The organism is Gottfriedia sp. ABJ_BB2_2, assembly GCF_055484705.1.
The window spans coordinates 116,580-129,039 of sequence record NZ_JBVFKR010000002.1 but is presented as its reverse complement, the minus strand read 5'-3'; the positions used below and the strand labels follow the sequence as shown (position 1 = coordinate 129,039).

General features: G+C 33.3%; 10 protein-coding genes. 7 read left to right on the top strand and 3 right to left on the bottom strand.

The window, feature by feature from the left end:
* Positions 1 to 26: 26 nt before the first annotated feature.
* Genes ACX6U0_RS05650 through menC form a run of 4 tightly spaced genes read left to right on the top strand, consistent with a single transcriptional unit; the run spans position 27 to position 4,631 of the window.
* Complete coding sequence (locus ACX6U0_RS05650) at positions 27 to 1,172, top strand: amidohydrolase (protein ID WP_464959004.1); 1,146 nt, start codon at positions 27 to 29, stop codon at positions 1,170 to 1,172.
* Between the two features lie 15 nt (positions 1,173 to 1,187).
* The gene (locus ACX6U0_RS05645) at positions 1,188 to 2,669 is read left to right on the top strand and encodes an amino acid permease (protein ID WP_464959003.1); all 1,482 of its coding nucleotides are present in this window, start codon (positions 1,188 to 1,190) and stop codon (positions 2,667 to 2,669) included.
* 15 nt (positions 2,670 to 2,684) lie between these two features.
* On the top strand, positions 2,685 to 3,506 hold the full coding sequence (locus tag ACX6U0_RS05640; protein ID WP_464959002.1) for a GNAT family N-acetyltransferase: 822 nt from the start codon (positions 2,685 to 2,687) through the stop codon (positions 3,504 to 3,506).
* 18 nt (positions 3,507 to 3,524) lie between these two features.
* The gene (gene menC, locus ACX6U0_RS05635) at positions 3,525 to 4,631 is read left to right on the top strand and encodes an o-succinylbenzoate synthase (protein ID WP_464959001.1); all 1,107 of its coding nucleotides are present in this window, start codon (positions 3,525 to 3,527) and stop codon (positions 4,629 to 4,631) included.
* Positions 4,632 to 4,681: 50 nt separating this feature from the next.
* Here menC and ACX6U0_RS05630 read toward each other — a convergent pair whose 3' ends face one another.
* From ACX6U0_RS05630 to ACX6U0_RS05620, 3 genes are read right to left on the bottom strand one after another with little or no spacing between them, the layout of a single operon-like run.
* Positions 4,682 to 5,881: a hypothetical protein gene (locus ACX6U0_RS05630; RefSeq protein WP_464959000.1), complete on the bottom strand. Its 1,200-nt coding sequence runs from the start codon at positions 5,879 to 5,881 to the stop codon at positions 4,682 to 4,684.
* Positions 5,882 to 5,923: 42 nt separating this feature from the next.
* Positions 5,924 to 7,120 (bottom strand): DUF58 domain-containing protein, encoded by a 1,197-nt coding sequence (locus tag ACX6U0_RS05625; RefSeq protein WP_464958999.1) that lies wholly within the window; start codon positions 7,118 to 7,120, stop codon positions 5,924 to 5,926.
* Complete coding sequence (locus tag ACX6U0_RS05620) at positions 7,120 to 8,070, bottom strand: AAA family ATPase (protein ID WP_464958998.1); 951 nt, start codon at positions 8,068 to 8,070, stop codon at positions 7,120 to 7,122. The genes ACX6U0_RS05625 and ACX6U0_RS05620 overlap by 1 nt, the downstream gene beginning before the upstream one ends.
* A gap of 403 nt (positions 8,071 to 8,473) precedes the next feature.
* Here ACX6U0_RS05620 and ACX6U0_RS05615 point away from each other — a divergent pair, with 403 nt between their 5' ends.
* The 3 genes from ACX6U0_RS05615 to ACX6U0_RS05605 all read left to right on the top strand — a co-directional run bounded on the left by ACX6U0_RS05615 (position 8,474) and on the right by ACX6U0_RS05605 (position 12,287).
* Positions 8,474 to 8,878 (top strand): TIGR03826 family flagellar region protein, encoded by a 405-nt coding sequence (locus ACX6U0_RS05615; RefSeq protein WP_464958997.1) that lies wholly within the window; start codon positions 8,474 to 8,476, stop codon positions 8,876 to 8,878.
* A gap of 321 nt (positions 8,879 to 9,199) precedes the next feature.
* Entirely contained in the window at positions 9,200 to 10,900 is a 1,701-nt protein-coding gene (locus ACX6U0_RS05610) for a HAMP domain-containing methyl-accepting chemotaxis protein (RefSeq protein WP_464958996.1), read from the top strand.
* Positions 10,901 to 11,102: 202 nt separating this feature from the next.
* Entirely contained in the window at positions 11,103 to 12,287 is a 1,185-nt protein-coding gene (locus ACX6U0_RS05605) for a CapA family protein (RefSeq protein ID WP_464958995.1), read from the top strand.
* Positions 12,288 to 12,460: the final 173 nt, after the last annotated feature.

Genomic DNA, 12,460 nt, shown 5'->3' with positions numbered 1-12,460 from the left:
CTTTTAAAGGAGGAGGCTATTAATATATGAATCCAATTGACTATATCGATCAACATAAAAATGCCATTCTAGAAACATATCATGATTTACATTCACTAGCCGAACCAAGTTGGGGTGAAGAAAAAACCTCAAAATATATTAAAAATAGATTAATAGAAGCGGGTTTCCATGTACAGACTTTTCAACTGCATTATGGTTTGATGGCCGAACTAAAAGGTGAATTAGAAACAGTCGTTGCGATTAGAGCAGATATGGATGCTTTAGTACAAGAAGTGGATGGAGTGATAAGAGCTAATCATTCTTGTGGTCACGATGCGCATAGCACTATGGTCCTTTATACAGCACTTGCACTCGCTTCAAGTGGCATAAAGCCGAAACATACGATTCGGTTTATATTTCAACCTGCAGAAGAAAAAGGTGAGGGAGCACTTCAAATGATGGAAGATGGGGCCTTAGAGAATGTCATTTCATTATTTGGAATTCATGTTCGTCCAAAGACTGAGGTACCGTTTTTACATGCATCTCCAGTCATTATACATGGATCTGCTGAAACAATTAGAGGCACATTTAAAGGTCGCCAAGCACATGCCTCTCGTCCCCAAGATGGGATTAATGCAATTGAAATGGCTACTTTACTTGTCATGAAATTAAAGGATATACAAATTGAAACAGACACTCCTTTTTCAATTAAGATGACGCAGCTTCAAACAGAAAATGAAGCGTCAAATGTCATACCTGAAACAGCTAGATTTACACTTGATGTCCGTGCGCAAACAAATGATGTGATGGAAGCACTAAACAATATTGTAACGGATATTTTTAGCGAAATCATGGATGAGACGGATGGGACGATAACATGGTCAATGGAAGAATTTGTTCCAGCGGCTGTTGTTCATGAAGGAGCTACAGAAATTGTTGAAAGAGCGATTGCTCAAATTCTCGGTGCTAAAAATGTTGTTCCTAAGTGTATCTCAAATGGTGGTGAGGATTTTCACTTTTATACGAATCGATATCCTAACATTGCAGCAACAATGATTGGATTAGGATGCGATCTTAATTTTGGTCTACATCATCCACAAATGAATTTTAATTTAGATGCACTTCAATATGGAACCAAAATATTAGTTCAAGCTTTGTTATTAGCATTAGAAGAAAGCACGATTTCAATCTAAAAAAGAGGTGTAATGATGCAAAATGGAACAAATATGTCTGAAACAAGTTTGAAAACAACAACGGTATCAAATCATTTAGATCGTAAATTAAAAACAAGACATCTTTCTATGATTGCAATTGGAGGAACAATTGGTACAGGATTATTTTTGGCAAGTGGATCAATTATTCATACAGCTGGACCTGGTGGCGCGTTAGCAGCCTATTTAATTGCTGGAATAATGGTTTACTTTTTAATGACAAGCTTGGGAGAAATGGCAGCATTGATTCCGATAACGGGTTCATTTAGTACATATACATCAAGATTTGTGGATCCAGCTTTAGGCTTTGCGGTTGGATGGAACTATTGGTATAACAATGCAATAGTTGTTGCGCTTGAATTGGCCGCGTCTGCCATTATTATGAAGTATTGGTTTCCATCAGTACCAGGAATTGTATGGAGTATCATTTTCCTTCTACTAATTTTTGGTCTCAATATTTTAACTGTAAAAGGGTACGGGGAATCAGAATTTTGGTTTGCAATTATAAAGGTTATTACCATTATTATATTTATTGCTGTTGGACTTCTTATGATCTTTGGCATTATGAATGGGCATACTTCAGGCTTTGATCATTTGACGAATGGCGAGGCTCCATTTAAAGGAGGATTTTTATCAATCATTAGTGTGTTTATGGTTGTTGGATTTGCTTTTCAAGGAACAGAATTAGTTGGCATTGCTGCAGGAGAAAGTGAAAACCCGAGAAAAAATATACCCAAGGCAATCAAACAAATTTTCTGGCGTTTGCTTTTATTTTATGTTCTTGCAATTTTTGTAATTGGATGTCTTGTAAGCTACAATGACCCACAATTATTGAGCTCTGACATTGAAGATATTGCTATGAGTCCTTTTACACTTGTTTTTAAAAATGCTGGGATTGCAATGGCTGCTTCAGTCATGAATGCTGTTATATTAACGTCTGTACTGTCAGCTGGAAATTCCGCATTGTATGGTGCGTCAAGAGTGGTTTGGGTTTTAGCAAAGGAAGGGAAGGCACCTGCATTTCTAAAAAAAGTAAATGCGAATGGCATTCCTACTAATGCAATCTATATATCTACAATTATTGGGATGGCTGCTTTTCTTACTTCACTTTTTGGAGAAGGTACTGTATATACATGGTTATTAAATGCTGCTGGATTATCAGGTTTTCTTTCTTGGTTAGGAATTTCAATTACGCATTATCGTTTCCGAAAAGCTTACATAGCGCAAGGTAGAAAATTAAGTGATTTACCATATGTATCAAAATGGTATCCATTTGGACCAATCGTAGCAACAATTCTTTGTGTCATCGCAATACTTGGTCAAAACTATTCTGCATTCACTGGTGCACAAATTGATTGGTATGGTATTTTAGTTTCTTATATTGGTTTACCATTATTTCTATTAGCTTATATAGGTTATAAAATGTTAAAGAAAACAAAAATCGTTCCTTTAAAACAAGCGGACTTTAGTCAAGAATAAAAGGGGGTTATCTTCATGACTAAAACAAATCAGATTACCATTCGTTCCCTACATTTCATTGAAGAACTTGAAGAAGTTAGAAAACTAGAATCCTCGATTTGGGGAGAAAATGATTCAATTCCTACACATCAAACGTTAACAGCTGTAAAGAATGGCGGACTTGTATTAGGTGCCTACGATGATCAGAAACTAGTTGGATTTCAATATAGCTTTCCTGGATATGATGGAAACTCGGTGTACCTTTGTTCACACATGTTGGGGATTGATCACTCATATCGAAATAAAGGGATTGGAAATCTTCTTAAAATTGCACAACGTGAAGAAGCGCTTAAACTTGGTTATTCCCTTATCACATGGACTTATGATCCATTAGAAAGCGTTAATGGTTATTTAAATATTGCAAAGCTTGGTGGAGTCTCTAGTCATTATGTAGAGAATTGTTATGGAGATATGGATGATTTACTGAATAATGGTATTCCATCAGACCGTTTCCTTGTGGAGTGGCATATCAGTAATGATACAAAAACTGGTGAGAAATTATATGAAATTGATTTAAATCAAGTGATACTTGAGTCAATCATACAATGGGAGCAAAACGAAGAAGGATTTCCAGTACCGAAAAGACAGTTAGCGTCCATAGAGAATGAGCTAGCATTTGTTGCCATTCCGAAAGATTTTCGATCAATTAGAGATCAAAATAGTCAACTTGCGCAAGAGTGGAGAATGATAACGAGGTCTATATTCACGAAGTTATTTTCGAATGGTTGGAAAGTCATTGATTTTCATAAGAATAACAAGACCGAATTACCCGTTCAATTTTATGTATTAAGTAAATAGAATAGGAGAGTTTACTCTATGAAAATTAAACAAGTTATTTTACGCCATATGAAGCTAGATTTATTACATCCATTTACAACAAGCTTTGGGACTGAATATGACCGAGAATTTATTTTAGTTGAAGCAATTAGTGAAGAAGGTATTTCTGGTTGGGCTGAATCAGTTGCAATGCTCGATCCTTTATATAATGAAGAAACTGTAAAAACAAATTGGCATATTCTTGAAGATTACTTAATTCCAATAGTATTACAGAATGAAATCTCTCATCCTAATGAACTATCAGAAAAATATTTTGCTCATATACGTGGGAACTATATGGCGAAGTCGGCAATTGAAGGAGCGGTTTGGGATCTATATGCTAAGCAGGAAAATATTTCACTTTCAAAAGCACTAGGTGGAACTAAGAAAGATATTGAAGTTGGAGTCAGTATTGGGATTCAAGACAGTATAGATGCAACGTTACATATCATACAATCTCGTTTAGAAGAAGGCTATAAGCGGTTTAAACTGAAAATAAAGCCAGGCTGGGATGTTGAACTAATAGATAAAGTACGTAAAGTCTATCCGGATATTCCTTTAATGGCTGATGCAAACTCGGCATATACGTTACATGACCTTGAACATCTAGCCCAATTAGATCAATACAATTTAATGATGATCGAACAGCCATTAGCGTATAATGACATTATTGATCACGCTGAACTTCAAAATAGAATGGAAACGGCAATTTGTCTTGATGAAAGCATCCATTCATTAGAGGATGCGCGCAAAGCTTTAAAATTAAAAAGCTGTAAAATTATTAATATAAAGGTAGGACGAGTAGGCGGTTTAACACAAGCTAAGAAAATTCATGATTTATGCCTAGAGAATGGCATACCTTTATGGTGCGGTGGGATGCTAGAATCTGGTATTGGAAGAGCACATAATATTGCAATTACCTCTTTACCAAACTTTGTCTTACCTGGCGATACAGCCGCGTCTTCACTATATTGGGCAGAAGATATAATTAAACCCGAGGTAACAGTAGAAAATGGCATGATCAAGGTTCCTACCTCACCAGGAATTGGATATGAACCAGACATTGAAAAAATTAATAAGTATACAATCTCAACAAAATATTTTTAGTCTAAAAAACAAGGGTTAAAAGTTTTTAAACTTCTAACCCTTGTTTACTTTTAATTTTTCTTGTTTTTATCCTTGGTTCTGTCTTTTATTACTTGTTTTAATGTTTGAAATTCCTTTTCATAATATTTTTCATTTTGCGCTAAAATCCCATTTCCATATCGAACTTGCTCATATGCATATAAGAGGTCTTGATGTTCTTGAAACTCAGCACGTTGAAACCATTCATTAATAGTTTCGTGTTCATGCCTACCAAGATCATGTTTGAGTGCAAATTTTTGAAGCTGGAATATTAATTTCCGAATATGCTCTGGTGGGGCAGAATGATTAAAAAATCGCCTTTTTATTTTTATGTTTTCTTTAATTGATATTTGCTCAATTTCTAGAGGTAATTGTTGAAAATTTTGTTCAATTCTTATGAATTTAAACTTATATAAATAAATGCCAATCAGGATACAGATTAAAATAAAAATAATCAGCCAAGACCAAGATGGTATGTCGGATAAGAAGCCATTAACTTTGTGAGTCTGAGGTATTTTAACAAGATTTTGACTTAGTTCTTCTTCATCGCCTTTTGGTTTTGGTTGAAGCTGAATAGTTTCAACGAGGTTGAATAATGGGGATGCGATAAACCCTATAACAGTGATCAAACCATCGAGTAATTTAAAAATCCCCCACTTCACCGTTGGAATAAAGACTGTTACAAATGCAGCTAAAATTATCGCTATTGAAAGGGCTCCGAATAAGCCATGAACATTCTTTAAAGCATTTTTATGAACAGCCTGCTGCAAAAAACGTCCAAAGCTAAAAAGGATTGTAAATCCAATCGAAATCCCATATAGCACATTCATATATGAATAATCGTCAATCCAACCAAAAAACAGTATGACTAGACCACTGCAATAGAATAGAATTTGAAATTTATCGCGTTCTTCTATCCAAAGCGATGAATCTATTGAGAAGGTCTTCAACCGAAAAAAGAGAAAGCAAGCACATATAATAGCTGTCATTTGATTTAATCCGAAAAAATATCCGATTCCACCTGCAACAATCCCTGTGAGGAAAGGAATAAATTGTGTTATTTGTTTCTGCTTTAGAATGAAGAATAAACTGATATTTCCTACCAAACATACACAAAGAAAGCCGAATAAAGGTGGAAGTTGATTTGCTGAAAAATAAAATAAGCATAAAAGAAAATATACATATAAGCATTCTAATGAAAAATAATAATTAGGAAGTATACGTTTGATCATAATGTACCTCTCACTTTTCTCTTACTTAAAACAAAACGATAATCAAAGTGATACGATTGAAGGATGTTGTTGATCATCCTGAAGATAATAGACTTTTTGTCCTCTTTTTTGCATTTGTGCGAAATATCGATCACCCTCACTTCCAAATGGACCGCATAAGATTACGACAGGTGACTTAAGTTGTTGCTTCTCCACAAAATGTAATAGTTTGGAAATCGGTTGTGTACTTCTTTCACGATTTATTCTAGCAAGTATTTCAAAGGTTTTTCCTAATTGAGTTGATCCTCCACCAACAGGCAAGTGATAAACTGGTACACCACTTTCCATGTTCAAATTTAGAACAATTTCATAATCAATATTCTTCGAAGTAGCATACCTAGCCATATAAGCTATATTACTAGCAATCGAATCAAGATTTTCTATCACATTCATACGATAATTCGGTAAGTCAATATCACGTAAATTAATGATGAAAGTCCATGAGTATTCAGCGGTTCTCTCAAAGACCTTTGTTTGTAAACTTTGAGCCTTTGCACTTTGTTTCCAGTGGATTCGTTGAAAAGGATCAGAATAAACATAGTCTCTTGTGCCAATTGGTGCTAACACATCTTCAAACATACTTGAAGAGGAAGGAAAATAGCCATATGATTTTGTAGCGATTAGTTGTTCGATATTAGGAACCGGTATTAATGCAGGATATATGACAATTTCTTGATGTAAAAATGGGATATATAATAGTTCTACATAACCTATTCCAAAGAAATTCGTAACAGTGATTTCCAGTGACTTCACTCTAGTAACGCCTCTCTTTATAGCGTTAAGTGGAATTGAAACTTGTACACTCTCTTTCCCCTTAATTTGAAAAGGTATTGTCAATTCTAAATCTCTTTTATCAGAGCTTGAGCTTGAATGTAAATTTGGACCTTCTATAATTGGTTCTAGTTTAATCCGTAGAGTTGCATGTATGATTGGTAGTCTACTAAGCTGAGTGAATGTAAGTGGAAGTTTAAATTCTTCTCCAACAGATACTTTAATTGATTCTTTGTTATTTTCAATAACAAGTTGATCTGAAACATGCTGTAAATAATATCTACCCATCCAACTCATTACAATTAAAAGAGTGCCTAAAAACATTAATAAATATGAAGATTGATAGAAATTGATAATCAGAAAGATGATACCAATTACAGATAATCCATCTAAAGAACTTCTTCCAAAGACTTCCTTTTTCCAAACCATTATTTATTCGCTCCGACTTCAACAGGAACAGCTACATTTTTTAAAATAGAATCCAACACCTGGTAATTATTCTTTTTCAATGAGCCTTCTAACGTTAATACTAAGCGGTGTGCCAACATATAAACTGCAACATCCTTTACATCTTGAGGAGTTACATAGTTTCTATTATTTACAAATGCTCGTCCTTGCGCGCATCTCATCAATGCGAGAGTTCCACGGGGACTAACCCCCATTTGTATATCTTCATGTTGACGAGTTTCATGAACAATACTTAAAATGTAATCTTCAACCTCATCGGAAATATTGATGTTTTTTACTTCTTCTTTAATTTGAGTAATTTCATCTATTGTAAAAATTTGATTCAAGCTAGAAAAAGGAGTGCTTGTTCGATGTGTTTGCATCATTTTCTTTTCTTCTTCAAAAGTTGGATAATCAAGTTTAATTTGCATGAAGAAACGGTCCATTTGAGCTTCTGGTAATGCGAAAGTACCTTGCTGAGATTCAATAGGATTTTGTGTTGCAATGACAATAAAAGGTGTAGGAAGTGAAATCGTTTCTCCATCAATTGTAACTTGGCGTTCTTCCATCACTTCTAGTAGGCTTGATTGAGTTCTAGGGGTTGCACGGTTAATTTCATCTGCTAATAATATATTTGTCATAACAGGTCCAATTCTAAGCTGGAATTCTTGATGTTTTGGATGAAAGAATTGAATGCCTGTAACATCACTAGGTAATAAATCAGGTGTGAATTGAATTCTTTTAAATAATCCATTAATCGTTTTAGCAAAGCTCTTTGCTAATTGAGTTTTACCAGTACCTGGAACACTTTCTAGTAAAATATGTCCATCATTAATGAGCGCAATAAATACCATCTCTACAACTTCATCTTTACCGATGATTACTTTACCTATTTCACTTTTTAGCTGCGATAATTTTTCTGAAATATTCATGATATTCTCCTTCTATCTTCTTTTTCTTATCTTTAGAACAGCTGATTAATTATACAAAATATTCCAATTTTTATTTCTTAAATATATTGTATAGCTATTTTGAAAGGTAGTCTATTTAATTAATATTTCATGTGCGGTAGAACAGTCATCTAAAATACATTTCAAACGAAGTAATATAGGCGTTATGTTAAAAAGATTGAAAATAATTAATAAAAGTTGTACATTTTTAATTGGTAAAAAAATTGGAATATCTTGCCGATAATAATATTGATTCATTCTAAGGCACGGAAGTTTATTGAAGAATCGATTCATACATTTCAAATCACATAAAAGTTAATTCTGTTAAGTAATCTTCCAGTTTTTTTTAAAATAATTGTAAGACTTTTATTGGAGCGAAGATCATATGAACAACCCTATTAATTGTGCAAGGTGCTTTTCTTTAACGGTTCAGAATGGTAAAAGTAAATTATGTCAAAAATGTCAGAAGATAGACAATGCTTGGTTAGAGATTGTACTAGATTATTTAAGAAAAAGAGAAAATCGAACTGCGACAATCGTGCAAGTTTTGAATGCTACACTTGTGAATGAAGAGTGGATTTACGAGTGGGTTAGAGACGGGAAGATAATGCAGAGACATTTTCCGAATATTGGATTACCATGTCCAAAATGTGGTGAGAATTTGACTGATGGTGTTTCGTTATGTCAAAGCTGTTCAGGGAATTTTGTAAAAGGCTTGGAGGAAGTTAGGGAAATTGAAGGACTTCAAGGTGATAAACATACAGCTACTTATCTTAAAAGACATGAGTGATTTTTTTTAGAGTCTATTATAGGCTCTTTTTTTATTTTAAGGAGCTTTCTGGGGAAAAAGAGTGTTGCATTCCACTGCAGGTGCTCGCTTTCTTCTGTTCTATTCAACTTCTTGCGATTAAAAGAAAAATATATTTGTATAATACTGGAGACTTAGTAGTTTTGATAAAAAATTAGAGAATTATATATAATATTTGTTTTAAAAATTCTAAATTAACAGTTAATTGTTATTCTAAGATTATTACTTTAATTTTTTGAATATTCGCCGATACATTTAAATGTAAAAGTAGATAGATATTAGTGTAATTAGGGGGAAGTATGGATGAAATGGACGATTGGTAGAAAACTAATATTTTCGTTTATTCTAATATTAGTTATTATTTTAACGCTTAGTGCTTTTTCAATTACAAGTACGTTTAAACTCAATAATAATACAAAAGAAGTAAGTGAAGAAGTTTTACCAAAGGTAGAGTCAATTGGTGAAATCAATTATATTGCAGAACATATTTTAAGTACGACTCAAAAGCATATGTTAAGTGATGATGAGTCATACAAAAGAAAGTATGAGTATGAATTAGAAGGCCAGTATACTTTGATTGATAAGGCGTTCTCAGATTATAAAAGATTACTAGAAACAAAAGAAGAAAAAGCATTGTACGAAAAACTACATACTGAATGGAATGATTTTGTAGAAAAGAATGCGGAAATTCTTGAGTTAAGTAATAAAATGGATACAAAAAATGCTGTTTTGACATCATTTAGTGGAACAGCTCTATTTGATAAAATGCATACAGATTTGGATTCATTGATAAAAATGCACCAAAAACAAGGTAAGCAAATTAATGAAAGCAGTAATAAAGAATTTACAAATGTTACTTACACAACTTTAATCAGTGTGGTCGTTGCGTTTGTACTGACAATATTAATTGCAGTTGTGTTAATTAGAAGTATTAGAAAACCTTTAACGAAATTATCGATGCAAGTGAAGGAAGTTGCAGAGGGTAATCTTGTATTGGATCCATTAGATATTAAAAATAAAGATGAAATTGGTGAATTAGCAAGTAATGTTAATACGATGACGGCTAATCTAAAAGAATTAATTGAAAGTGTTGTTTATAATTCTCAATTAGTTGCTTCAACATCAGAGGAATTGTCTGCAAGTGCAGAAGAAACAAGTAGGGCTTCTGAACAAATTACAAGCTCGATTATAAACATTGCAGAAGGTGCTGAACAACAAGAAAAAAGTAGTTTAGAAGCTTTCACGGTTGTAAAAGAAATTTCAACAGGAATGGAACAGGCTGCTTCGTCAATTCAAACAGTAGCAGAAAATTCGCTTTCTACATCTGAAAAAGCAGTTTATGGAAATAAAGTTTTAGTAAAAACAGTGAATCAGATGAACATGATTCATGATACGGTAAATAACACATCAAATATTGTTAATTCACTTGGTGAAAAATCTGATGAGATTGGTAAAATTGTTACAATCATCACAGAAATCGCTGAGCAAACAAATTTATTAGCGTTAAATGCTGCAATCGAGGCTGCTAGAGCTGGTGAACAAGGGAAAGGATTTGCTGTTGTTGCAGATGAGGTTAAAAAACTAGCTGAACAATCTAGATCAGCAGCAGGACAAATTTCTGGATTAGTAGGATTTATCCAAAACGAAGTTAAAAAGGTAATTACTTCGATGAATGAAGGCTCAATAGAAATTAAAAACGGTATTGATCTTGTTTCTGAATCAGGGGAAAACTTCAATCATATCGTCAAAATGATTGAAGAAGTATCAGCTCAAACACAGGAAGTGTCTGCTATTTTTGAGCAAATTAATGCAAGTTCTCACAGTATCATTAGTATTGTAGAAAGAACTTCAGAAATTTCAGCAGAGGCATCAGGTCAGTCACAAAGTGTGGCAGCAGCTGCAGAACAACAAAACGCTTCTATGGAAGAAATGTCTGCATCAGCAGATATTCTTAGTAAAATGGCAGAAGAGTTACAAGATACTGTTAAAACCTTTAAAGTATAATACAAATCACAGTCACTCATTTTCAAATGGGTGGCTTTTTTTGTGTTTCATCAGATTTTTCATTTAATAGCTTTACGAAAAATGAAAGAGAGTCGATAATAAGAGGTGACAAATGAAATAAACGGTACTATAAACCGGTAACTTAATTGAAAGAATCTAGTAAAAACAAAAAATAGAATCTACTAAAACTAGGAGAATCATCTTGAAAAAATTACTTCTTATGAGCGCATTGTTACTTTTTATCCTCATTTATATAAAGAAAGAATATTTTTCGAACCAGCCAATTCAGAACCAAACTATTCACAAAGAAAAAGAAATTAAAAAAACACCAACTACTGTGCAAAAGCCTGAAATTGAAAAACCGATTGTATCAAAAGCTACGATTGGAGCAATAGGCGATATTCTGATACATAATGAAGTTTATGAAGATGCAAAACAAGCAGATGGTTCATATAATTTTCATAAAATGTTCAAAGAGGTTAGTGCGACAATGCAAAAGCCAGATATTCTTGTTGCCAACCAAGAAACGATGATTGGTGGAAAAAAGTTAGGGTTATCTACCTATCCAGCCTTTAATAGTCCCTATGAAGTTGGTGATGCTTTAAAATCAGCAGGCGTGGATATTGTAACTCTTGCCAATAACCATTCTCTTGATCGAGGAGAAGTGGCCATTAAAAGTGCAATATCTCATTGGGATCAAATTCATATGCCGTATACTGGGGTTTATAAGTCAAAAGCAGATCATGAAAAAATTAGAACTTTAACAAAAAATGATATTCGTTTTGCTTTTCTTTCATATACTTACGGGACAAATGGTATTCCAGTTCCAAAAGGGAAGGATTATTTAGTAAATTTGATTGATAAGAAGAAAATTCATCAGGATGTGCAAAGAGCGAAGGCAGTATCAGATGTTGTTGTCGTCTCGATGCATTGGGGAAACGAATATGAACGATTACCAAATCAATTTCAGAAGGATTTAGCAAAGGAATTAGCGGATATGGGCGTTCAAATCGTAATTGGAAATCATACGCATGTTTTACAACCACCAGCATGGGTAACAGGTAAAACAGGTAATAAAGCATTCATATTATATTCATTAGGAAATTTTTTATCAGCGCAGGATGAGTTATATGAATTAATTGGTGGAATCGCTTCTATCGAAGTCGTGAAAACCAAATATAAGGATGTTGAAAAAATAGAATTATCAAATCCGGGTTTTACACCAACTTATAATTACTACTACAAAAATCAAAACTTTAAAATATTACCGTTACAAAATATAAGTGATTCCCATCTTGTATACGGGGAGGGAAGGTATAAGAAAATTAAAGCCCACATGAGAACTTATATAAAGGATTTACAATTTGTGGAGCCCGTTCATAAATAAAATAGAAACATAAGGTTAGTTTAAATCAATTGGAAAATCTATTTTGACTTGTTCCATTCAAAATAGATTTTCCTTTTTTATCGAATAAAACTCTATTTATCATGCATTACTAAATCAATCTCAAAAAAAATAAAAAAAAATTATTTTTTTTTGCAGTGTTTTAAAAAAAAGCT